This is a genomic window from Kitasatospora sp. NPDC058965, from assembly GCF_042741245.1.
GTDB lineage: Bacteria > Actinomycetota > Actinomycetes > Streptomycetales > Streptomycetaceae > Kitasatospora.
This window is the reverse complement of the sequence record NZ_JBHYKG010000084.1, coordinates 1-22,405: the sequence shown is the minus strand read 5'-3', so window position 1 is coordinate 22,405 and position 22,405 is coordinate 1. Positions and strand designations below refer to the sequence as shown.

The 22,405-nt window shown below is 74.0% G+C and carries 23 protein-coding genes; 6 read left to right on the top strand and 17 right to left on the bottom strand.

Going from position 1 to position 22,405, the window contains the following annotated elements:
- Positions 1-71 precede the first annotated feature (71 nt).
- Positions 72-944 carry a helix-turn-helix transcriptional regulator gene (locus tag ACFW1A_RS16510; protein ID WP_380409580.1) on the bottom strand — a complete coding sequence of 291 codons (873 nt, stop codon included), beginning with the start codon at positions 942-944 and terminating at the stop codon, positions 72-74.
- Positions 945-1,096: 152 nt separating this feature from the next.
- Here ACFW1A_RS16510 and ACFW1A_RS16505 point away from each other — a divergent pair, with 152 nt between their 5' ends.
- Positions 1,097-2,125, top strand: coding sequence for a hypothetical protein (locus tag ACFW1A_RS16505; protein ID WP_380409578.1), 1,029 nt, complete (start codon positions 1,097-1,099; stop codon positions 2,123-2,125).
- On the opposite strand, the gene ACFW1A_RS16500 is transcribed toward ACFW1A_RS16505, so the two are convergent.
- From ACFW1A_RS16500 to ACFW1A_RS16450, 11 genes are all read right to left on the bottom strand, one after another.
- The gene (locus ACFW1A_RS16500; RefSeq protein ID WP_380409576.1) at positions 2,100-2,843 is read right to left on the bottom strand and encodes a sirohydrochlorin chelatase; all 744 of its coding nucleotides are present in this window, start codon (positions 2,841-2,843) and stop codon (positions 2,100-2,102) included. The genes ACFW1A_RS16505 and ACFW1A_RS16500 overlap by 26 nt on opposite strands.
- A gap of 38 nt (positions 2,844-2,881) precedes the next feature.
- A complete protein-coding gene (locus ACFW1A_RS16495; protein WP_380409574.1) occupies positions 2,882-3,805 on the bottom strand; it encodes an ABC transporter permease in 924 nt (307 codons plus the stop codon).
- A complete protein-coding gene (locus ACFW1A_RS16490; protein ID WP_380409572.1) occupies positions 3,792-4,595 on the bottom strand; it encodes an ABC transporter ATP-binding protein in 804 nt (267 codons plus the stop codon). The genes ACFW1A_RS16495 and ACFW1A_RS16490 overlap by 14 nt, the downstream gene beginning before the upstream one ends.
- A gap of 146 nt (positions 4,596-4,741) precedes the next feature.
- Entirely contained in the window at positions 4,742-5,884 is a 1,143-nt protein-coding gene (locus ACFW1A_RS16485; protein WP_380409569.1) for an aliphatic sulfonate ABC transporter substrate-binding protein, read from the bottom strand.
- A 217-nt stretch (positions 5,885-6,101) separates the two neighbouring features.
- Positions 6,102-7,430 (bottom strand): sulfate adenylyltransferase subunit 1, encoded by a 1,329-nt coding sequence (locus ACFW1A_RS16480; RefSeq protein WP_380409566.1) that lies wholly within the window; start codon positions 7,428-7,430, stop codon positions 6,102-6,104.
- Positions 7,431-7,432: 2 nt separating this feature from the next.
- Entirely contained in the window at positions 7,433-8,371 is a 939-nt protein-coding gene (gene cysD, locus ACFW1A_RS16475; protein ID WP_380409564.1) for a sulfate adenylyltransferase subunit CysD, read from the bottom strand.
- Positions 8,368-8,958: an adenylyl-sulfate kinase gene (gene cysC, locus ACFW1A_RS16470; RefSeq protein WP_380409561.1), complete on the bottom strand. Its 591-nt coding sequence runs from the start codon at positions 8,956-8,958 to the stop codon at positions 8,368-8,370. The genes cysD and cysC overlap by 4 nt, the downstream gene beginning before the upstream one ends.
- Before the next feature lie 70 nt (positions 8,959-9,028).
- Positions 9,029-9,733: a phosphoadenylyl-sulfate reductase gene (locus ACFW1A_RS16465; protein WP_380409558.1), complete on the bottom strand. Its 705-nt coding sequence runs from the start codon at positions 9,731-9,733 to the stop codon at positions 9,029-9,031.
- Positions 9,711-9,890 carry a hypothetical protein gene (locus tag ACFW1A_RS16460; RefSeq protein WP_380409556.1) on the bottom strand — a complete coding sequence of 60 codons (180 nt, stop codon included), beginning with the start codon at positions 9,888-9,890 and terminating at the stop codon, positions 9,711-9,713. Before ACFW1A_RS16460 ends, ACFW1A_RS16465 begins: the two co-directional genes overlap by 23 nt.
- Complete coding sequence (locus tag ACFW1A_RS16455; protein ID WP_380409554.1) at positions 9,887-11,605, bottom strand: nitrite/sulfite reductase; 1,719 nt, start codon at positions 11,603-11,605, stop codon at positions 9,887-9,889. Before ACFW1A_RS16455 ends, ACFW1A_RS16460 begins: the two co-directional genes overlap by 4 nt.
- Before the next feature lie 202 nt (positions 11,606-11,807).
- A complete protein-coding gene (locus ACFW1A_RS16450; protein ID WP_329492070.1) occupies positions 11,808-11,891 on the bottom strand; it encodes a putative leader peptide in 84 nt (27 codons plus the stop codon).
- Positions 11,892-12,045: 154 nt separating this feature from the next.
- Here ACFW1A_RS16450 and ACFW1A_RS16445 point away from each other — a divergent pair, with 154 nt between their 5' ends.
- The 3 genes from ACFW1A_RS16445 to ACFW1A_RS16435 all read left to right on the top strand — a co-directional run bounded on the left by ACFW1A_RS16445 (position 12,046) and on the right by ACFW1A_RS16435 (position 16,454).
- Positions 12,046-13,482: a YihY/virulence factor BrkB family protein gene (locus ACFW1A_RS16445; protein WP_380409552.1), complete on the top strand. Its 1,437-nt coding sequence runs from the start codon at positions 12,046-12,048 to the stop codon at positions 13,480-13,482.
- Positions 13,483-13,764: 282 nt separating this feature from the next.
- Positions 13,765-14,844, top strand: coding sequence for a ribosome small subunit-dependent GTPase A (gene rsgA / locus ACFW1A_RS16440; RefSeq protein ID WP_380409550.1), 1,080 nt, complete (start codon positions 13,765-13,767; stop codon positions 14,842-14,844).
- A gap of 119 nt (positions 14,845-14,963) precedes the next feature.
- Positions 14,964-16,454 (top strand): DNA-3-methyladenine glycosylase 2 family protein, encoded by a 1,491-nt coding sequence (locus ACFW1A_RS16435; protein WP_380409547.1) that lies wholly within the window; start codon positions 14,964-14,966, stop codon positions 16,452-16,454.
- Positions 16,455-16,474: 20 nt separating this feature from the next.
- On the opposite strand, the gene ACFW1A_RS16430 is transcribed toward ACFW1A_RS16435, so the two are convergent.
- From ACFW1A_RS16430 to ACFW1A_RS16415, 4 genes are all read right to left on the bottom strand, one after another.
- Positions 16,475-16,999 (bottom strand): MarR family winged helix-turn-helix transcriptional regulator, encoded by a 525-nt coding sequence (locus tag ACFW1A_RS16430; protein WP_380409544.1) that lies wholly within the window; start codon positions 16,997-16,999, stop codon positions 16,475-16,477.
- A gap of 108 nt (positions 17,000-17,107) precedes the next feature.
- A complete protein-coding gene (locus ACFW1A_RS16425; RefSeq protein ID WP_380409600.1) occupies positions 17,108-17,722 on the bottom strand; it encodes a DUF305 domain-containing protein in 615 nt (204 codons plus the stop codon).
- A 98-nt stretch (positions 17,723-17,820) separates the two neighbouring features.
- Positions 17,821-18,507 (bottom strand): DUF3105 domain-containing protein, encoded by a 687-nt coding sequence (locus tag ACFW1A_RS16420; RefSeq protein WP_380409542.1) that lies wholly within the window; start codon positions 18,505-18,507, stop codon positions 17,821-17,823.
- A 145-nt stretch (positions 18,508-18,652) separates the two neighbouring features.
- Positions 18,653-19,144 (bottom strand): hypothetical protein, encoded by a 492-nt coding sequence (locus ACFW1A_RS16415; RefSeq protein WP_380409540.1) that lies wholly within the window; start codon positions 19,142-19,144, stop codon positions 18,653-18,655.
- Between the two features lie 175 nt (positions 19,145-19,319).
- Between ACFW1A_RS16415 and ACFW1A_RS16410 the strand changes: the two genes are divergently transcribed.
- Positions 19,320-20,690 (top strand): hypothetical protein, encoded by a 1,371-nt coding sequence (locus ACFW1A_RS16410; protein ID WP_380409538.1) that lies wholly within the window; start codon positions 19,320-19,322, stop codon positions 20,688-20,690.
- A gap of 7 nt (positions 20,691-20,697) precedes the next feature.
- On the opposite strand, the gene ACFW1A_RS16405 is transcribed toward ACFW1A_RS16410, so the two are convergent.
- Positions 20,698-21,312, bottom strand: a complete 615-nt coding sequence (locus tag ACFW1A_RS16405; RefSeq protein WP_380409536.1) for a TetR/AcrR family transcriptional regulator — start codon at positions 21,310-21,312, stop codon at positions 20,698-20,700.
- 221 nt (positions 21,313-21,533) lie between these two features.
- Here ACFW1A_RS16405 and ACFW1A_RS16400 point away from each other — a divergent pair, with 221 nt between their 5' ends.
- Positions 21,534-22,364, top strand: a complete 831-nt coding sequence (locus tag ACFW1A_RS16400) for an N-acetylmuramoyl-L-alanine amidase (RefSeq protein WP_380409534.1) — start codon at positions 21,534-21,536, stop codon at positions 22,362-22,364.
- Positions 22,365-22,405: the final 41 nt, after the last annotated feature.

Sequence of the window (22,405 nt, the reverse complement as noted above, 5' to 3'; positions counted from 1 at the left end):
GCCCGCCCCGCAGTGGCACGGGATCTGAGCGAATGTTGAGCAGACCCCGTCGGGCACGACCGGCAGCGGCCTCAGCCCGTGGGCGCGTAGTCGACCGGTTCGAGCTGCTCGGTCAGCAGCGGCAGCCGCGCCGCGGTCGCCTCGTCCCGCGGTGACATGATCACCAACTGCAGGTCCCCGGGGGCCCGCAGGACGATCTGGTCGAAGCTGAGCGGGCCCAGCCGCTCGTGCAGCACGTCCTTGGCGGTGCCGGCCCGCTCCTGCACCTCGTGCTCGTCCAACCAGGCGTCGGCCTCGGCGAAGTTCGCGCGCAGGCGGGCGATCAGGGCGGCGAGTTGGCGCCCGCCCGGGGTGCCGGAGCCGCCGCGTTCGCCGTAGGCGGCGCGCAGCTGGGCCAGGGTGCGGCGGGCGTGGTACTCCCAGTCCACCGTGCGGGCCCGGTTGGCGGGGTGGGCGAAGACCAACCAGGCGAGGTTGCGGTCCGCCGGGTCGTAGTCGGCGAAGCTCAGCAGGGCCTGGGCGGGCGGGTTCCAGGCCCGTACGTCCCAGTCGGCGTCCAGCAGGAAGGCGGGCGCCGGTGACTGCGCGGCGAGCAGCCGGACCAGCGCCGGCGGCACCCGGGTGGCGACCGGCTCGTCGTGCGGGGCCGGCTGACTGCCCGCCAGGCGGAAGAAGTAGTCGGTCTCCGCCGCGTCCAACCGCAGGGTGCGGGCCAGCGCGGCCAGCACCTCCGGGGAGGGGTTGATGTCCCGCCCCTGCTCCAGCCAGGTGTACCAGGTGACCCCGACCCCGGCGAGCACCGCGAGCTCCTCCCGCCGCAGCCCGGGGGTGCGACGGCGCAGGCCGGGCGGCAGTCCCACGTCCTGCGGGGCGAGCCGGGCCCGGCGGCTGCGCAGGAAGTTGGCCAGGGCGTCCCGGCGGGCCTGTTGCTGCGTGTGCGTCATCGACTGTCTCCCCCTCAGGTACCAGTATCCCCCGCCGCTTTGCTGGTAGTACGACTACCAGCATCCGCACGCACTGCCCGACCCGTCGACGGCACGGAAGGCTTGAGCCCGTCAGCCGAACTTCCCCGGCAGCTGGATCGAGGAGTGCAGAGATGAACACGATGACCCGACGGACCGCCCTGGCCGCCGCGCTGGCGCTGGGCGGCGTGCTGGTGAGCGGCGTGCCGGCCCTGGCGGCCGACCGCGCGCCGAGCGCCGTGGCGCCGGCCGCGCGGTACGGCGACCAGGTCGCCGGCAGCGGCGACGAGCTGAACCCGGAGAGCGTGAGCTGGGACCCGACCAGCGGGCGGTTCGTGATCAGCTCCATCCACCGGGGCGTGGTCAGCACGGTCGGCCCCGACGGCACGGCCCGCCCGCTGGTGACCGACCCGGTGCTGTACTCGGCGCTGGGCGTGAAGGTGGACGCGGCCCGCGGCCGGGTGCTGGTCTGCAACGGCGACCCGGCCGGCCTGTCGGTGCGCAGCACCGCCACCAGCCAGGGCCACGTGGCGGGCCTGGGCAGCTACGACCTGCGGACCGGGGCGCGGCGCTGGTACGTGGACCTGGCGGCGGTGGCCGGCGACGGCGGGGCGCACATCGCCAACGACGTGGTCGTCGACCAGGACGGCACCGCCTACGTGACCGACTCCTTCGCCCCGATCGTCTACCGGATCACCGCCGACGGACACGCCTCGGTGCTGCTGCGGGACGACCGGATCGGTGCCGGGCCCGGGCAGTTCGGGCTGAACGGCATCGTGCTGCGGCACGGCCGCCTGTACCTGGGCAACTACCAGACCGGCGCGATCTGGGAGCTGCCGGTGCGTCACCCCGCGGCGGTCCGGCTGCTGGTGCAGGACCCGCGGCTGGTCGGGCTGGACGGCATGACCGCCGGGCCGGACGGGACCATCCTGGGCGCCACCAACCGGATCGGCGCGGACTCCACGGGCCAGGTGGTGGCGGTCCGGCAGAGCCACGGCCGGGTGGTGGTGACCGCACAGCCCGCGCCGGTGCCGGCGCCCACCGCGGTGACCAAGGGCGCGGACGGCGCCTACTGGGTGCTGACCGGGCGGATGGACGTGCTGTTCACCGGCGGGGTGTCGAACCAGTTCACCCTGGTCAAGCTGCCCGCGACCGGGCGCTGACGGCCGGCACCGCGGCGTAGCGGGCGAGCACCAGGCGGGCCAGCTCCGGGGCGGCGCCGAGGACGGGGGCGACCAGGTCGGCGCCGTCCGCGGCCGCCGCGATCCGGTCCGGCAGCAGGCCGGGTGCCAGCAGGTACGGGGCCACCGCGGTGCGGCTCGCCCCCGCGGCGCGCAGCTCGGCGAGGGCGTCGGGGACCCGCGGGCCGGTGGCCGAGGCGTAGGCCACGGTCACCGCCGCCCAGCCGCGCCGGGCCCGCCAGTACGCGGCGAGCGCGCGGGTGGCGGCGTCGGCGGCCGGGTCGGACGAGCCGGCCGCCGCCAGCACCAGCCCGGTGCGGGCCCGCTCGGCGGGGTCGGCCACCGGGAGGCCGGCCTCGGCGAGGCGGCGCTCCAGGGCGGCGAGCAGCAGCTCCTCGCCGGGGGCGCCCAGCACCTCGGCCACCGGGAGCGCGCCCGCCCCGGCCGAGCGCAGCGCGGCGGGGATGTCGTGCTTGGCGTGGAAGGCGCGGTTGAGCAGCAGCGGCACCGCGACCGCCGGACGGCCGGCCAGGCGCTCGACCACCCGGGGCAGCCGCGGGGTGCAGTGGTCCAGGTAGGCGGTGTCCACGGCCAGCCCGGGCCGCTGCGCCCGCACCTCGCGCACCAGGGCGTCGACGGTCGCGGCGTGCCGCGGGTCGCGGCTGCCGTGGGCGATCAGCAGCAGGGTGGGCTGGGACATGGTGGCTTCCAACAGTACGGGCACGGGCCGGACGGGGCTCAGCGCGAGGTCTGCAGCAGGCCCCGGCTGCGCAGCACCCGGCGCTCGATCGGGGAGAAGACCAGCAGGTCGATGGCGACACCGACGACCAGGATGAGGATGATGCCGAGCAGCACCCCCGACATGTCGTTCGAGTCGCGCTGGTTCTCCAGGAAGCGGCCCAGGCCGATGCCCAGGTCGGGGGAGGAGGCGATCAGCTCGGCGGCCATCAGCGAGCGCCAGGAGAAGGCCCAGCCCTGCTTGAGGCCGGCCAGGTAGCCGGGCAGCGCGGCGGGCAGCAGGATGTGCCGGGCCCCGCTCAGCCCGCGCGCGCCCAGGGTGCGCCCCGCCCGCAGGAACAGCGGCGGGACCTGGTCGATGCCGGAGATCAGCCCGTTGGCGATCGACGGCACCGCGCCCAGCAGGATCACCGCGTACATCGCGGAGTCGTTGATGCCCAGCCAGATCACCGCGGCCGGCACCCAGGCGACGGAGGGCAGCGACTGCAGGCCGGAGAGCACCGGCCCGACCGCCGCGCGCACCGGCCTGACCCGGGCCACCAGCAGCCCGATCGGGGTGCCGATCACCACGGCCGCCACGAACCCGGACAGGCCGCGCCACAGGCTGGTCCAGATGATCGACAGCAGCGTGCCCTGGTACCAGAGGTCCTGGAGGCTGTGGAAGACGTCCAGCGGGCTCGGCAGCTTGTACGACGGGGTGACGTGCAGGCTGTAGACCAGCTGCCACAGCGCCAGCACCAGCAGCACGCCGAGCACCGGCGGCAGCACCTTCTGCCGCAGCACCTGGGCCAGCGGGGGGCGCTGGAGCTGCACCGCGTCCAGCGCGTCCAGGCCGGCCTCGACACCGTGCAGGTCGTCGGCCGGGGGCTCGGTCCGCGTCGTCGTCGGCTCGACGGCCGCGGTGGCGGTCTCAGTGCTGGCCATGGCGGCGGATCTCCCTGCGCAGGTCTTCGGTGATCTCGACGGACAGGTCCGCGACGCAGGCGGACTCGATGCGGCGCGGCTGCGGCAGGTCGATCTGCCACTGCTTGGCCACCCGGCCGGGCCGGGAGGAGAGCAGCACCACCCGCTGGGCCAGCCGGACCGCCTCGCGCACGTTGTGGGTGACGAAGAGCACGGTCAGCTGCCGCTCCGCCCAGATCCGGGTGATCTCCTCGTGCAGCACGTCGCGGGTGATCGCGTCCAGGGCGGCGAACGGCTCGTCCATCAGCAGCACCTTGCTGCCCTGGGCCAGCGCGCGGGCCATCGCGACCCGCTGGCGCATTCCGCCGGAGAGCTCGTGCACCCGCTTGCCGTAGGAACCGCTCAGCCGCACCAGCTCCAGCAGCCGCTCGGCCTCGGCCCGGCGCTCGGCGCGCGGCACGCCGTTCAGCCGCAGCGCCAGCTCGATGTTCTTGCCCGCCGTCAACCAGGGGAAGAGCGCGTGCTCCTGGAACATCAGGGCCGGGCGGGCACCGGCCACCTCGATGGTGCCCGCGGTCGGCGCGTCCAGGCCGGCCACCAGGTTGAGCAGGGTCGACTTGCCGCAGCCGGAGGCGCCGAGCAGGCAGAGGAACTCGCCCGCGGCCACGTCCAGGGTGATGTCGTCCAGCACCGGGGCGGCGGTGCCCGGGCGGCCGAAGGTCTTGTGCACGCCCGCGATCCGCACGGCGGGGGCGCCGGTGCGGTCCGCGAGGTCGGGGGCCTCGTTCGGGGTGGTCAGTGCCGTGCTCATCGCGGGCACCTCCTGGCGTGAGTGGGGCGAGCGGAAGCTGGTCGGAGCCGGTGCCCGCCCCCGCCCGGCCCTGTGACTGGGCATCGACCGGGACGGACGGGGGTGGGCACCGGAGCTGGTGCGGACGGTGCGTCGGGACCGCAGTGTTACTGCGGCGCGCCGAGCCCGGCATCCGCGACGGCCGGCTTGCCGGCCGCCTTGAGCACCTTGTCGAGCAGCGACAGGTCGTAGATCCCGGCGATGTTCGGCTTCTTCAGCAGGCCGGCGGTGACCGCGTGGTCGGCCTCCGACTGCAGGGTGGCGGCCAGCGGGTCGTCCAGGAAGTCGATGCTCTGCCAGGCCGGCGTCAGGACCGCGTCCGGCAGCGCGTTGCCGCCGGCCGCCTTGATCGCGGCGTTGGCGTCCTGCGCGGCCTTGTCCGGGTTGGCCTTGATGAACGCGTTCGAGTTCACCGAGCCGCGGAGCACGGCCTCCACCACGTCCGGGTGCTCCTTGAGGAACTTCTGCGAGACGATGATGTTGGTGATCACGAACTGCTTGTTCGGCCAGAGGTCCTTCTCGTCCAGCAGCACCTTGGCGCCCTTGTTCACCAGGGTGGTGGCGGTCGGCTCGGGCACCCAGGCGCCGTCGATCGCGCCGGAGGAGTAGGCGTCCGGGGTGACCTTGTTGTCGGTGCGGACCACCGACACGTCGCCCGCGCCGGACTGGGCGTTCTCCTTGTAGCCCTTGCCCGCGAGGTAGTTGAGCAGTGCCACGTCCTGGGTGTTGCCCAGCTGCGGGGTGGCGATCTTCTTGCCCTTGAGGTCGTCCAGGCCGGTGACCTTGGCCGGGTTGACCACCAGCTTCACCCCGCCGGAGGCCGAGCCGCCGATGATCTTCAGGTTGGAGCTGTTGGACTGCACGTAGCCGTTGATCGCGGGGGAGGGGCCGATCCAGCCGATGTCGATCGAGCCGGCGTTCAGCGCCTCGATCTCGGACGGGCCGGCGTTGAAGACCTGGGTCTTGATCTGGGTGCCGCCGAGCTCCTTCTGGAAGAGCCCCTCCTGCAGGCCCACCAGCGCGGTGCCGTGGGTCAGGTTGGCGAAGTAGCCGATCTTCACGGTGTCGGCCGAGAGCTTGGCACCGCCGGTGGCGGCGGCCGGCGCGGCGTTGGTCTTCTCCGCCTTGGAACCGTAGCTGCAGGCGCTGAGCAGGCCGACGGCGGTCAGGGCGGCCAGGCCGGCCAGCGCGGCGCGTCTGGCGCGACCGGCGTTGGGGCGCAGCGGGCTATGGGTCTGGTGCGAAGCCATGAGGTGTCCTCTGGTCGGAACGGTCAAGGGAACGGAGCTGTGCGGGCACGCCGGGTGCCGTCTTCGAGGTGCGGAAGGCGGCTGTTGCTCCCGGTGACGGGGTGTCAGAGACCCCGTCCGTGTCCACATCGGCCGATGCCGCCCTGGCCACTGCCACGGACGCCGCTGCCGATGCGGCCGCCTTCCTTGTCCATGCCGGAGAACGCCTCGCCGGACATCAGACCCAGTCCTCCTCTGCTGCCTCGCTCGCCGGCACCGCGAGGGCGCCGCCGAAGGCCTCGCCCGCCATGCCGGCGGTGAGCGTGGTGCCGTCGGCCGGGTCGATCAGCAGGAACGACCCGGTGCGGCGGTTGTCGGTGTAGCTGTCCAGCGCCAGCGGCTCGGCGGTGCGCAGCACTATGCGGCCGATGTCGTTGACGTTCAACTCCTCGGCGCCGGAGCGCGGTTCGAGGGTGTCGATGTCGATCCGGTAGGAGATCTCCTTGACCAGCGCGCGCACCGTGCGGGTGGTGTGCTTGAGCAGCACCTTCGCGCCGACCCGCAGCTGACGCTCGTTCAGGTGGCAGACCGTCGCCTCGACGTCCTTGGTCACCACCGGCGCGGGGCCGGCGGCGATCAGGTCGCCGCGCGAGATGTCGATGTCCTCGGCCAGCCGCACGGTGATCGACTGCGGCGCCCAGGCGATGTCGGTCTCGGTGCCCAGCACGTCGATCCCGGCCACCGTGGTGGTGTGCCCGCTGGGCAGCACCGTGACGGCGTCGCCCTTGCGCAGCACGCCGGAGGCCAACTGCCCGGCGTAGCCGCGGTAGTCGGGCAGCTCGGCGGTCTGCGGGCGGATCACGTACTGGACCGGGAAGCGGGCCGGCTCCAGGCTCGGGTCGGAGCCGACCGGCACCGTCTCCAGGTGCTCCAGCAGGGTCGGGCCGCCGTACCAGTCCATGTTGGCGCTCGGCTCGACCACGTTGTCGCCGGCCAGGGCCGAGATCGGGACCGAGACGACGTCGCGCACCCCGAGCGAGGCCGCGTACGCGGTGAACTCCTCGGCGATGGCGGCGAAGACCGGCTCGGCGTAGTCGACCAGGTCCATCTTGTTGACCGCGAGCACCACGTGCGGCACCCGCAGCAGGGCGGCCACCGCGGCGTGCCGGCGGGTCTGCTCGACCACGCCGTTGCGCGCGTCCACCAGCACCACGGCCAGCTCGGCGGTGGAGGCGCCGGTGACCATGTTGCGGGTGTACTGCACGTGGCCCGGGGTGTCGGCGAGGATGAACCGGCGCCGGGGAGTGGCGAAGTACCGGTACGCCACGTCGATGGTGATGCCCTGCTCGCGCTCGGCCCGCAGGCCGTCGGTGAGCAGCGCCAGGTCCGGGGCCTCCTGGCCGCGCTTGCGGGAGGCGTGCTCGACGGCCTCCAGCTGGTCGGCCAGGACCGACTTGGAGTCGTGCAGCAGCCGGCCGACCAGGGTGGACTTGCCGTCGTCCACCGACCCGGCGGTGGCGAAGCGCAGCAGCGAGGTGGCGGTGAGCTCTTCGGTGGTGCTGGTCATGGTTAGAAGTACCCCTCGCGCTTGCGGTCTTCCATGGCGGCCTCGGAGAGCTTGTCGTCGGCCCGGGTGGCCCCGCGTTCGGTCAGTCGGCTGGCGGCGATCTCGGTGATCACCTGCTCGATGGTGGCGGCGTCGGAGTCGACGGCGCCGGTGCAGGACATGTCGCCGACGGTGCGGTAGCGGATCAGCCGCCGCACGACCGTCTCGCCCTCCTTGGGGCCGCCCCACTCGCCGGCGGTCAGCCACATGCCGTCCCGGGCGAAGACGTCCCGCTCGTGCGCGTAGTAGATCTCCGGCAGCTCGATGCCCTCGCGCTCGATGTACTGCCACACGTCCAGCTCGGTCCAGTTGGAGAGCGGGAAGACGCGCACGTGCTCGCCGACCGCGTGCCGGCCGTTGTACAGCGACCAGAGCTCGGGGCGCTGGCGGCGCGGGTCCCAGGCGCCGAACTCGTCGCGCAGCGAGAAGACCCGCTCCTTGGCGCGCGCCTTCTCCTCGTCCCGGCGGCCGCCGCCGAAGACCGCGTCGAACTTGTTGGACTCGATCGCGTCCAGCAGCGGGACGGTCTGCAGCGGGTTGCGGGTGCCGTCCGGGCGCTCGCGCAGCCGGCCGTCGTCGATGAACTGCTGGACGCTGGCCACGTGCAGCCGCAGGTTGTGCCGGGCGACCACGCGGTCCCGGTAGGCGATCACCTCGGGGAAGTTGTGGCCGGTGTCCACGTGCAGCAGCGAGAAGGGGACCGGCGCCGGGGCGAAGGCCTTCAGCGCCAGGTGCAGCATGACGATCGAGTCCTTGCCGCCGGAGAAGAGGATCACCGGGCGCTCGAACTCCCCCGCGACCTCGCGGAAGATGTGCACCGCCTCGGCCTCCAGCGCGTCCAGGTGGGAGAGCGCGTAGGGGTTGTCGCTGTGCTCGATCAGACTCGCGGTCGCGGTGGTCACGCCAGGCCCCTCTCGGTCAGGAAGGTGTGCAGTTCGGCGGCGGACTCGGCGACCGAGCGGCCCAGGGTCTGCAGGCGCAGCTCCGGGTGCTCGGGCGCCTCGTAGGGGTCGTCGACCCCGGTCAGGCCGGAGATCTCGCCGGCGGCCTGCTTGGCGTACAGCCCCTTGACGTCGCGCTCGGAGCAGAGCTCGACCGGGGTGGCCACGTGGATCTCCAGGAACTCGGCGCCCTGCTCGGCGTGCCGGGCCCGCACCGCGGCGCGGGAGTCGGCGTAGGGCGCGATCACCGGAGCCAGGACCTTGACCCCGTTCTTGGCCAGCTTCTCGGCGACGAAGCCGATCCGGGTCACGTTGGTGTGCCGGTCCTCCTTGGAGAACCCCAGGCCCTTGGAGAGGAACTCGCGGATCTCGTCCCCGTCCAGCACCTCGACCCGGTGGCCCTCGGCGCGCAGCCGCTCGGCCAGCGCGAAGGCCAGGGTGGTCTTCCCGGCGCTGGGCAGACCGGTCAGCCACACCGTGGCGCCGCGGTCGCAGGGGCCGGCCGGGCTGGCCGCCTCCGCGGCGGCCAGGGTGTCGGCTGTAGTCACGTTTCGCTCCAAAATTAAGTAAGGCGTGAAAAAGGAACAGCAGGTCAGCGGCGGCAGTGCCGGCCGGCCATCAGAGGTGGATCCCGCACTCGGTCTTGCCGGAGCCCGCCCAGCGCCCGGCGCGGCCGTCCTCGCCCTCCACCGGCTTGCGGGTGCAGGAGAGCGGCGAGCAGCCCACCGAGGTGTAGCCCTCCCACAGCAGCGGGTTGAGCAGCACCCCGTTGGCCTGGACGTAGGCGTCCACGTCGTCCTGGGTCCAGCGGGCGATCGGGGCGATCTTCACCTTGCGGCGCTTGGCGTCCCAGGCCACCACCGGAGTGTTGGCCCGGCTCGGCGACTCGTCCCGGCGCAGGCCGGTGGCCCAGGCGTCGTAGGCCATCAGCCCGCGCTGCAGCGGCTCGACCTTGCGCAGCGCGCAGCACAGGTCGGAGTCGCGGTCGTGCAGGTTCGGACCGTACTCGGCGTCCTGCTCGGCCACCGTCTGACGCGGGGTCAGGGTGATCACGTTGACCGGCATGGTCGCGGCGACCGCGTCCCGGGTGCCGATGGTCTCCGGGAAGTGGTAGCCGGTGTCCAGGAAGACCACGTCGATCCCCGGCAGGGCGGTGGCGGCCAGGTGGGCCACCACCGCGTCCTCCATCGAGGAGGTGACGCAGAGCTTGCTGCCGAAGGTCTCGGCGGCCCAGCGCATGATCTCCTGCGCCGGGGCCTCCTCCAGGTCGCGACCGGCCGCGACGGCCAGTGCCTCCAGATCAGTGGTGGTGCTCAACTGCATTGCCCCCATTCGAAGCTGACAGCAGACCAAGGAACTTCACACTGAAAGCACGCCGGCAGCCGACGCATTCCCAGGCGCCGTGCCCGCCCTCCTCGGACGGACGCAGGTCCTCCTCGCCGCAGTACGGGCAGTAGAAAGGTGCCGCACGCTCGCTCACGACAGCTGCTCCTCACTGGCCCGGGCGGTCCACTGCGCGAACCGCTCGCCGTCCCGGCGGTCGGCCTGGAAGCGGGTCAGCAGGCGCTCCACGTAGTCCGGCAGGCCGGCGCTGGTGACCTTGAGCCCGCGCACCTTGCGGCCGAAGCCGGCCTCCAGGCCGAGCGCGCCGCCCAGGTGCACCTGGTAGCCCTCGACCTGGTTGCCCTGCTCGTCGGTGACCAGCTGGCCCTTGAGACCGATGTCCGCCACCTGGATCCGGGCGCAGGCGTTCGGGCAGCCGTTGATGTTGATGGTGAGCGGCTCGGCGAAGTCGGGCAGCCGGGCCTCCAGCTCGTCGATCAGGGTGCGCCCGCGCTCCTTGGTCTCGACGATGGCCAGCTTGCAGTACTCGATGCCGGTGCAGGCCATGGTGCCGCGGCGGAACGGGGAGGGCGTGACCCGCAGGTCCAGCGACTCCAGGCCCGCCACCAGCGACTCGACCCGGTCCTCGGGCACGTCCAGCACCAGCATCTTCTGCTCGGCGGTGGTGCGCAGCCGGTCCGAACCGTGCGCGGCGGCCAGGTCGGCCACCTTGCCGAGCAGCGCGCCGTCCACCCGGCCCACCCGCGGCGCGAAGCCGACGTAGTAGTTGCCGTCCTTCTGCCGGTGCACGCCGACGTGGTCGCGCCAGACGCCGGCCGGCTGCTCGGGGGCGGGGCCGTCCAGCAGCGCCTGCTTGAGGTACTCGTCCTCCAGCACCTGGCGGAACTTGGCCGGACCCCAGTCGGCGACCAGGAACTTGAGCCGGGCGCGGTTGCGCAGCCGGCGGTAGCCGTAGTCGCGGAAGATCGAGATGACGCCCTCGAAGACGTCGGGCACCTGCTCCAGCGGGACCCAGGCGCCCAGCCGGACGCCGAGCTTGGGGTTGGTGGACAGGCCGCCGCCGACCCAGACGTCGAAGCCCGGACCGTGCTCGGGGTGGACCACGCCGACGAAGGCCACGTCGTTGATCTCGTGCGCCACGTCCAGCGCCGGGGAGCCGGAGACCGCGGACTTGAACTTGCGCGGCAGGTTGGAGAAGTCCTTGTTGCCGATGAACCGGCGGTGGATCTCCTCGATGGCCGGGGTGCCGTCGATGATCTCGTCCGCGGCCACGCCCGCCACCGGGGAGCCGAGGATCACGCGCGGGGTGTCGCCGCAGGCCTCGGTGGTGGACAGGCCCACGGCCTCCAGCTTCTGCCAGATCGCGGGCACGTCCTCGATCCGGATCCAGTGGAACTGGACGTTCTGGCGGTCGGTCAGGTCGGCGGTGCCGCGCGCGTACTGCTGCGAGACCTCGGCGATCGCCTGCAGCTGGGCCACGGTCAGGCGGCCGCCGTCGATCCGGACCCGGAGCATGAAGAACTCGGCGTCCAGCTCGTGCGGCTCCAGGATCGCGGTCTTGCCGCCGTCGATCCCCTCCTTGCGCTGGGTGTACAGGCCCCACCAGCGCATCCGGCCGCGCAGGTCGGACGGGTCGATCGAGTCGAAGCCGCGGTGCGCGTAGATCGTCTCGATGCGCGTCCGCACATTGAGACCGTCATCGTCCTTCTTGAACTGCTCGTTGGCGTTCAGGGGGGTGAAGTGCCCCATGCCCCACTGGCCCTCGCCACGGTGGCGGGTCACCTTGCGGGCCGCGGCGGCACGGGGCGCGGCGTCCTGCTGGGGCTCGACCGGGTCGGGAGTGGTGGCCATGTAACGTCCTTCGGGCAGGTGGCTCTGATGCGGGAAGCTGCATCTGCGGGGCTGCGCGGTCCCGGGCTCGTACCTGCTCCGACCTGCACCGCCGGGCGGCGGGACGGGAGAGCGGTGATCGAGGCCCGAGAGGCTCCGCACATCCGCGACGGCGGGGATGTCGGCTGGGTGGCGCCGGTGCGGTGGGGGCGGCTGGGTGGGCTCAGATCACCGGACAGATGGCGCTGGACACGCGGAGGAGATCGACGTGGAGTCGACCTACCAGGGTGGTTCCGGCGCTGGGCATGGCAAGAGATTCGCACGCCGAGCGAGCCCCGGTCCACTGTTGTCCATCATTCGGACGGTATTGTTCCGAATGGCGGGATGTCCGGACGGCGTCCGAGCTGGCGGCGGTGCACCGCTGCCGGTGCCGCTCGGGCGTGGGCCGCGCCCGATACCGTATGCCTGTGCAGCCACCAGGTGAAACCAGCAGAGCGGGCGCGGACCGGCCCTCCCGGCGACGGGGCAAGGGGTCCCGCCGGGCGGCGCGGCGGTCGAGCTGGCGCGGCACCGTCTGGGCCCTGGTCAAGGACACCACCAACACCTGCGTGGAGTACCGGGTCACCGGCCTGGCGGCCGAGGCGGCCTTCTTCACCCTGCTCTCCATCCCGCCGCTGCTGCTCTGCCTGGCCGGCACCCTCGGCTACCTCGACGACCTGCTGGGCGCCGGCACCATCCAGAAGCTGCAGCAGGACATCCTGTCGGCGGCCGGCACGGTGCTCTCGCCCTCCTCGGTGCAGCAGATCGTCCGGCCGCTGCTGAACAGCGTCTTCGAGAGCGGGCGGCCCGACCTGATCTCGATCGGCTTCCTGCTCTCGCTCTGGTCCGGCTCGCGGGCGCTGTACATCTTCATCGACACCATCACCGTGATGTACGGACTGGACGGCAAGCGCGGGATCGTCAAGACCCGCTCGATGTCGCTGGTCCTCTACCTCGGCGCGCTGCTGATCGGCTCCCTGGTGCTGCCGCTGCTGGTGGCCGGACCGGGACTGGTGGTGGCGGCGGTGCCCACCATCGCGGGCCTGGTCAGCGCGCTGTACTGGCCGGTGGCGATCCTGCTGCTGATCGTCTTCCTCACCACGCTGTACCACCTGTCGGTACCGGCCAGCACGCCCTGGCGCGAGGACATCCCCGGGGCGCTGGTGGCGCTCGGGGTGCTGGTGCTGTGCAGCCTGGTGCTGCGGGTGTACCTGGTCAGCTCGGTGGAGGGCCACTCGGTCTACGGCTCGCTGGCGGCGCCGGTGGCGGTGCTGCTGTGGATCTTCGTGGTGGCGCTGGCGGTGCTGATCGGCGCGGCGATGAACGCGTCGATAGACCGCCGTTGGCCCAGCGTGGAGACCGCCGACGCGCGCGCCGAGAACGAACGGGCCAGCGAGCAGGCGGCCGCCGCGCTGGTGCGCCGGATCGGGGCCCGGCGGGCCGCCGAGCGGGCCGAGCGGGCCCGGCTGCTGGGGCTCGCGGACAGCTACGACGAGGAGTACGGCGAGGGCGCGGACGAGGACGACGACGTGCCCGCGGAGTACCCCGAGCGGTGGGCCGACGTGCTGGCCCCGAGCGACGTGCGCGGGCGGCTGGGCTCGCGCAAGCGGCGGCGCACCCCGCCCCCGCCGCCGGACAGCGACCGGCCCGCGGCCCGTCCGCCGGTGCCGGGCGGGCCGCACCACGGTCCTGACGGACCGTTGGGCCCCGGGGCGCAGCACCCGGCCGGGCCCTGGAGCTCGGACGGCCGGTTCCCCGGGGAGCTCGGGCCGGTGGACTCGGCGCTGCCCGGCTACCCGCCGCGGCCGGACGCGGGCCTGCCCGGCCGGCCGCCGCGGCCGCCGTGGGACGGGCAGTGAGGCGACCGCGGGGCACGGACCCGTCAGGGTGCGGATAAATGAGGTGCGGTGCGGGGGCCGGTGTCCTAGGCTGCCGCCGTCAGTTCTCCGGCAGGCCGCACCGCGGCCCGGGACGCAGAAGCAGGAGGTGGGCCCGATGACCGCGACCGCGTTCACGGCTGCCCTCGGCAGCACTCGTTCTCCCCTCTCCTCCCTCCCGGCTGCCTGCTGACGTTCGTTCAGCTCCCGGGAGTACGCATCCCGAAGGGCTCTTCCGCGTTGTCTGCTGAATCCAGTGGTTCCGTGCTGTCCGCCTACGGCTGGACGGCCGAACACTCCGAACTCTTCTCCGTCTTCGCCGAGGCCGGCCTGGTCCCGGCCCGCCTGGCCCGGGTGGACCGCGGCCGGGCGGACGCCGTGCTGGCCGATCCCGGGACCGGCGAGCCGCGCACCGTGCGGGTCGACACCCGACCGGTCAGCGGCGGCGAGTCGGTGACCCATCCGTGCACCGGTGACTGGGTCGCGCTCGACCTGGCCGCCGAGCCGATGACCGCCGTGGCCGCACTGCTGCCCCGGCACAGCGCCGTCGTCCGCAAGGGCGCCGGCAAGAGCTCCGAGGGCCAGGTGCTCGCGGCCAACGTCGACACCGTGCTGATCGCGGTCTCGCTGGCCGCCGAGCCCGACCTCGGGCGGGTCGAGCGCTTCCTGGCGCTCGCCTACGAGAGCGGCGCCGAGCCGCTGGTCGTGCTGACCAAGGCCGACCTGGTGTCCGACGCCGAGTTCGTCCGCGAGGACGTGGAGCGGATCGCCCCGGGCGTCACCGTGCTGGCGGTCAGCGCCGAGACCGGCGCGGGCCTGGACGTGCTGCGGGCCTGCATGGGCGCCACCAGCGCGCTGATCGGCCAGTCCGGGACCGGCAAGTCCACCCTGACCAACGCGCTGACGGGGCACCGGGTGATGACCGTCCAGCAGACCCGCGAGGCGGACGAGAAGGGCCGGCACACCACCACCACGCGCGAGCTCTTCGCGCTGCCCGGGGGCGGCGTGCTGATCGACACGCCCGGTCTGCGCGGGGTCGGCCTCTACGGTGGCGAGGGGCTGCAGCAGGCCTTCGCCGAGATCGAGGACCTGGCCGACCGCTGCCGGTTCCCCGACTGCTCGCACCTGAGCGAGCCCGGCTGCGCCGTCCGGGCGGCGCTGGAGGACGGCACGCTGGCGCACCGGCGCTGGGAGAGCTACCTCAAGCTGCAGCGCGAGAACGACTGGATCGCCGCGCGCTCCGACGCCCGGCTGGCGGCGCAGCGGGAGCGGGTGTGGAAGCAGCGCAGCAAGGACGCGCGCGGCGCCACCCGCCCGTGGCACGGCAGCCGCGCGCCGAGCTGACGGCGCGGGCGGGGCGGCGGGCCGGGCACCGGTCGGTCGGGCGGCGGCTGGCCGACGGCCGGACGGTGACGTCCGAATTCCGCTAGTCCCGGCCCGCGGCGCGGCGCAGACTGGGGTGCGTGATCGACGACGAGACGCGCTACCGCGCCGTGGACAGCCGGGACGCCCGCTTCGACGGGGTGTTCTTCACGGCCGTCACCACGACCGGGATCTACTGCCGCCCGAGCTGCCCCGCCGTGACGCCGAAGCGGGTCAACTGCACCTTCTACCCGACGGCCGCCGCCGCGCAGGGCGCCGGCTTCCGGGCCTGCCGGCGCTGCCGGCCGGACTCGGTGCCCGGCTCGCCCGAGTGGAACCACCGGGCCGACCTGGTCGGCCGCGCGATGCGGCTGATCGGCGACGGCGTGGTGGACCGCGAGGGCGTGGCCGGGCTGGCGGACCGGCTCGGCTACAGCGCCCGGCAGGTGCAGCGGGCGCTGACCACCGAACTCGGCGCGGGCCCCATCGCCCTGGCCCGGGCGCAGCGGGCGCAGGCCGCCCGGCTGCTGCTGCAGACCACCCGGCTGCCGGTCACCGAGGTGGCCTTCGCGGCCGGCTTCGCCTCGGTCCGGCAGTTCAACGACACCGTCCGCGAGGTCTACGACCGCACGCCGAGCGGACTGCGGGCCGAGGTCGCCGCCGCCGGGGCCGCCGACGCGGTGCCGGGTGCGCTGAGCCTGCGGCTCGCCTACCGGGGCCCGCTGGACACCGAGCACCTGATGGACTTCCTGGCGGTGCGCGCGGTGCCCGGCGTGGAGGAGGTGGTCCCCGGCCCGGGACCGGGCACCCGGACCTACCGCCGCACGCTCGGCCTGCCGCACGGCCCCGCCGTCGCCGAGGTGGACTCGCTCGGCACCGGGGTCCCGGCCACCCGGGGCTGGCTGGACTGCCGGCTGCGGCTGACCGACCTGCGCGACCTGACCACCGCCGTGCACCGGGTGCGTGCCCTGTTCGACCTGGACGCGGACCCGGCGGCGGTGGCCGAGCAGCTCGGCGCGGACCCGGTGCTCGGTCCGGTGGTCGCCGCCCGGCCCGGGCTGCGCTCGCCCGGCCACGTGGACCCGCACGAGCTCGCGGTGCGGGCGGTGCTGGGCCAGCAGGTGACCGTCGCCGCGGCGCGCACCCTCGCGGCCCGGCTGGCGGTGCGGTACGGCACACCGCTGGCCGAGCCCAGCGGCGGCCTGACCGTGCTGTTCCCCACGACGGCCGCGCTGGCCGAGGCGGCCGCCGAGGACCTGGCGATGCCGGCGGCACGGCAGCAGGCCCTGCGCGGGCTGTGCGCGGCGCTCGCACAGGGCACCGTGCGGCTGGACCCGGGCGCGGACCGGGAGCAGGCGACCGCCGAGCTGCTCGCGCTGCGCGGCATCGGCCCGTGGACCGCGGGCTACCTGCGGATGCGGGCGCTGGGCGACCCGGACGTGTTCCTGCCCTCCGACGCCGGGGTCCGGCACGGGCTGCTGCGGCTGGGGCTGCCGGGGGACCCCGGATCGGCCGCGGCCGCGTCGACGGCGTGGTCCCCGTGGCGCTCGTACGCGGTGCACCACCTGTGGGCGCGCGCGGCGCAGGGGTAGCGGGTCAGACGGCGGGCGGGTCAGACGGCGGGCGGGGCGGGCGCGGCGGGTCCGCCCGGGCCGGTCAGGGCGCGGGCCAGGCTGTCCAGGGCCGGCAGCGCGCCCATGATCGCGGCCTGGTCCTCGGCGGTCAGGGTGTCCAACGCGCCCGCGATGCGGCGCTCGTGCGCCCGGCGCCAGTCCCTGAGCTGCTGCTGGCCGGTCTCGGTCAGGCCGATCCGGGCCGTGCGGCGGTCGCCCGGATCGGGCTGGCGGTCCACGAACCCCGCATCCAGCAGCTTGCCGACCAGGCCGCTCACGGTGTTCGGCGCCAACCGCTGACGCGCCGCCAACTCGCCCACCCGCAGCGGGGCCGCGGCCAGCGTCTGGAGCAGCTCCACCTGCGCCATCGGCAGCGACTCCCACGGGTAGTCGGTGCGGATGCTGCTGCGCAGCGCCCGGCGCAGGCGGGTCACCACGTCCGTCAGCCGCTGCGCGCGCTCGATCGCGAGGGTCCCGTCGCTGGTCGGAGCCGTGCCGGGCAGGGCCGAGGGGTCGGTGGGCATGGCGGACAGCGTATCGGTTGGTGGGGACACCACCGCCCGCCCGGGCCCGGGACGCGCGCGCCCCGACCCCCGAAGGGGTCAGGGCGCGGTCGTCGTGCGGGGCCGGTCTCAGGAGAGCGGCTTGGCCCCCCGGGCGGCGAGCATGTCGGTCATCAGCTGGATCTCCGAGCTCTGCGCCGTGACCATGGACTGCGCCAGTCGCTTCTCGGCCGCGTTCTTGGCCAGGTCCACGTACCCCTGCGCCATGCCGACCCCGCCCTTGTGGTGCTCCACCATCAGCTGCAGGTAGAACACCTCGGCCTGGGTCCCGCTCAGCTGCTTGAGCTGGTCGATCTGGGCGTTGGTGGCCATGCCCGGCATCAGCGAGCCGTCGTGCGCCTGGTAGTCCATCTTCATCCAGGCCATCGGCTTGGCCGGGGAGCTCTGGGTCAGGCCCCACTGGTCCAGCCAGCCCATCATCATCCCGCGCTGGTTGGCCTGGGTGTTGATGACGTCGAACGCCAGGTTGCGCACCTCGGCGTTGTCGGTGCGGTCGCGCACGATGAAGGACAGGTCGATCGCCTGCTGGTGGTGGGTCGCCATGTCACGGGCGAAGCCCGCCTCGGGCGAGTCGGAGGCCGGCGCCGCGGCCACCGAGGCCGAGGAGGAGCCGCCGCCCGCCACCAGGGCCGGCACGCCCAGGCAGAGCGCCACCACTGCCGCCAGCGCGGCCGGCCACCACAGCGTGCGGCGCCGGGACGGCTGACCGCCGGTCAGGCCCTCGTCGCTGTCCGGGACCGCGTCGGTGCTCGGGTTCGGCGACCGCTCGCCGTCGGCGGCCGTCACTGCATCGCACCGGCGCTGCAGGACGCGCCGGGCTCCTGGGTCTGCGGGCCCTGCACGTACTTGGTGAAGAACTGCTCCACCCGCGGGTCCTTGGCGCTGTCCACCACCAGCTGGGTGCCCCAGGCGCTCAGCGTGATGGTGCCCTGCTCGGTCGGGTACGGGCTCATCATCGTGTAGGGGGTGGCCTTCACCTTGTCGGAGAGGGTCTTGATGTCGTCCTGGGAGGCCTTGTCGTTGTAGGTCACCCAGACCGCGCCGTGCTCCATCGAGTGGACCGCGTTCTCGTTCTGCACCGGCTTGTCGTAGACGTTGCCCATGCAGGTCAGCCAGACCGGGTTGTGGTCGCCGCCGACCGGCGGGGTCATCGGGTAGTTGACCGTGCCCTGGACGTGGTTGCGGGTGAGGTTGTCCCAGGTCTTCACGCCCGCGATCGGCGCCTTCTTGGCCGCGTTCGCCTTGTCCTTCTTCTCCTGGGCGTTGAGCACGATGCCGACGCCCGCGGCGATGGTGCCGAGGACCAGCACGCCCGCCACCGAGAAGGCGATGATCTTCATCCGCTTCTCTCGGCGCTGCTCCTCGGCCCGCAGCTGGGCGATCCGCTCGCGGCGGTCGGCGGTCTGCTGCTTGCCGTTCTTCTTGTTCGCGGTCGGGCTGCTGTTGGTCTGCTTCGAGGCGGAACCCACGGAGATCTTCCTTGTCCCCGCCGGCGGTCTGCGCACGGCGGAATGAGGTGGTGCTGGAGGGACGGGTGGAACGCGGGTCGCTCGCCCGGCCGCGGGGCCGGCGGGGACGCCGGGTGCGGGCGGGCGGGGACCTGCGGGGTTCCGCTCAGGGCCGGTTGACCTGGAGCAGGTGGAGATCGGGGGCCGGCGCCGGACGGCGCGCCGCGGCCACCGGGGCGGGTGCGGGCACCGCGGCCGGCGCCACCAGCAGGGGCGGGTCGGCCGTGCCCGGCTGCGGGGGAGCGTTCGGGAGCTGGGCGTCCTGGCCGCAGAAGGAGTGGCTGGAGCAGCCGTGGCCCGGCACCTGGTCGGGCGTCTCGGAGGCGCACCAGATCGACGGGGCCGCGGGAGCGGGCGCGGCGGGCGCGGCGTGCCGGGCCGACTGCCGGTCCGCGTGGTCCCGGTGCTCGGCGGTCGCGGCCGGCGCGGTGGTGGGAGCGGGCCCGGGGGCGGCGGCGTGCGCGGTGCCCGCGCTCGGCAGCAGCACCAGCAGGGCGACCAGCAGGCCGAACAGCGGCAGGACCAACGACGCGGCGACCGGGCGGCCGGCGATGGCGGCGCTCCCCGGGCTCGGTCGGACGGGTCCTGGCGCGGTCATGCGCACATATTAATCAGCCAACTGGGTGAAGGGGTCCCCCTCATTGGGCCCGACTTTCGGATTAATTCAGGGGGAAACCGACCAGATCGATCCTTCGGAAAGCCCGGACAGCGGGCCCGGGGACAGGGAGAATGGCGATCACCCGGGCCTGACCCGACCGAACAGGAGCCGCCGGATGAGCAACCAGGGGGCGCCCGTACACGGGCGGCCGGAGGACGGCTGGTGGGGCCGGGTCTACGAGGGGCCGGCGGGACAGCTCCCGGACACTCCCGGGGCGCGGGCGGGCGCGGAGAGCGTGGACGACTGGTTCGACTCGATCACCGCCGCGGTGGGGCTGATCGGGCGGCAGCGGGACGGGGCGCAGGCGGCGCCGGCTCCGGGGGAGGTGGCGGCGCCCGGTCCGGCGCCCCGGGTGAACCTGGTCAAGCAGCCGGTGCCGGTGGAGGTCGCTCCCGCGGTTGCCGAGCCGGAGCCGGAGCGGGAGCCGGAGCCGGAGCCGGTCGTGGAGGTCGCGCCGGTCGCCGAGGATCCGCCGGTCGCCGAGCCCGACCCGGCTCCCGAGCCCGACCCGGCCCCCGGGCCCGCGGCCGCCGTGCCACCCGCGCCCGCTCCCGCGCCCGAACCCACCCCGCACGTCGGCTCGCGCCCGCCCACCTACGGCCCCGAGCCCACCGTGCTGCCCGCCGCACTGCCCGAGCAGGTCGCCGCGGTGGTCCCCGACACCGCGCTGGACGGCGCCCAGTACCCCGGCTTCACCGTCCGCGCCGCCTCCATCCGCGGCGACTCCGCCCGCTACCGCGGCGAGCCGCGCAGCGACGCCCTGCTGGTCACCCGGTTCGGCGAGGCCCCCGACGGCCTGCTGCTGGCCGTCCTCGGCAGCCGGGCCCGCCCGCCGGCCGACCCGCGCGCGACCGGTCCCCGGACGGCGCCGCAGGCCGCCACCGACCCGACCGCCACCCTCCCCGACCTGCCGGTGCTCCAGCCCGACACCGTCCGACAGGCCGCCGCGCACCTCGCCGAGGCGATCGGCCGCAGCCGGGTCGAACTCGCCGCCGACCTGCGCGACGGCGCCCGGGACCGGCTGCGCTACGGACTCCAGCGCCTCACCGCCCGTGCCGCCGCCGGCCTGCGGGCGTCGGCCCCCGACGCGGGGTCCCTGCACTGCCTGCTGATCTCGCTCGACCCGGCGGCCACCCACCGGGCCGCCTTCGGCCTCGGCCCCGGCGGCCTCTACTTACTGCGGGCCGGGCACTGGATCGACGCCTACGCCGCGCGCCTGCTGCACCACCCCGACGGGCCCGCCCCCGCCCCGCAGCCGCGCCCGTTCCGGTTCCGCCTGGTGCCGGCCACCCCCGGCGACATCCTGCTGCTCTGCTCGCCCGGTCTGGCCGAACCGATCGCCGAGGAGCCCGCGGTGGCCCGCTTCCTCGCCACCCACTGGTCGCACCCCCACCCGCCCAGCACCGTGGACTTCCTGCGCCACGTCCAGGTCCGCGCCAAGGGCTTCGCCGACGACCGCACCGCCGCCGCCGTCTGGAACGACTGACGCGCCGTCAGGCCCGCGGCGGCCGGGCTCCCAGCAGCGCGGCCGCCGCCGCCCGCACCTGTGCCACCGATCGCGCCCGGTCCACCCCGGGCAGCCCGATCGCCAACGGCACCGAGTACCCGTCCAGCAGCGCCCGCAACTGCGCCGCCCGCTCCTCGGCCGGCCCCGCCCGGAACTCGCCGGAGGCCACCCCGTCCTCGATCAGCGCCCGCAGGTCGGCCTGCCAGGGAGCCTCGATCTCCAGTTGCCCCGCGCGGAGATCCGCGCTGGCCGGCGAGCGCCCCCAGACCTCGACCCACAGGATCCACCGCGGATCGCCCGGCCCGTCCGCCAGGTACAGCTCCGCGTACGCCGCGAACCGCTCCCAGGCGCCCGCCCCGCGCCGCCCGAGCGCCACCCGCCGCCGCTCCCCGAGCTGGTCCTCGCTCCACCGCAGCGTCTCCAGCAGCAGCTGGTCCTTGCTGCCGAAGTAGTACATGAGGTGCCCCGCGCTCATCCCCAGCTGCTTCCCCAGCCCCGCCATGGTCAGCTTCGCCAGCCCGTGCTCCGCGATCTCCGCCATCGCCACCGCCAGCACCTCCTCCCGCGGCCGCGCCGGTCTCCGGGATCGGGGTTCGGTCATGGTGACGGGCTCCTGGGGGCGGTGGGTGAGTGGTGTCCTCACCCTAGCTGTGCTGTGAAAAGTCGGACTGGTCGACTTTCTGATCCGCGCTTGGACGGATTTCCGTGGCCGCCCTTTCCCGAGGGGTTGAACGTCCGTCGCGGGGTATCACTCCCACCGGTCGCAGGACCGGTTCTCCGCTCGATCTGAAGTTCTGTTATCCACCAGGTGAAGGAAGAGAATTGAAGTTCGTCAGCCGCGCCGAGTGGGGTGCCCGGCCACCCTCCCGGGACTGGACCTATGTCGCCGGCGCCCAGGGCGTCAAGATCCACTACGAGGGCACGGAAGTCCCCGCCGATCTGGTGGACCACCACGAGTGGTGCGCCGGGCGGGTGCGGGACATTCAGGCCGCCCATATGGCCAATACCAGCGAGGGCTGGATCGACATCGCCTATTCGGCGCTCGCCTGCTGTCACGGGTACGTGTACGAAGGGCGCGGCCTCCACCACGAGAACGCCGCCAACGGAAACCAGCCCCTCAACCTGGCGCACTACGCGGTGTGCGGGATGATCGGGAGCGCCGGGCTGACCAAGCCGACCGACGACCTGTTGAACGGGTTGCGGGACGCCGTCGAGTGGCTGCAGCAGCAGGGCGGGGCCGGGGCGGAGATCAAGGGGCACCGGGACGGGTATGCGACGGACTGCCCGGGGGATCCGCTGTACGCCTGGGTGCAGGCGGGGGCGCCGCGGCCCGGGGGCGTCGCGACGGGCGGCAGTGGCAGTGGCAGTAGCGGTGGCGGCGGCGGGCCGGTGGCGTCGTCGGCGCCGCCGTGGCCCGGGGAGTACCTGGAGCTGCGGGACCCGATGATGCACGACGACGCCGTGCGCAGCTGGCAGCAGCGGATGGCGGACCGCGGGTGGAGCATCACGGTCGACGGCTGGTACGGCGCGCAGAGCAAGAGCATCTGCGAGCAGTTCCAGCAGGACTCGACCGCCCACGGCTGGCCGCTGACGGTGGACGGCATCGTCGGTCAGGCTACCTGGCAGGCGAGTTGGGACCGTCCGGTCAGCTGACCGCCGGGCCCGGTCGGCCCCCCAGCCGGCGGCTGCGGGGC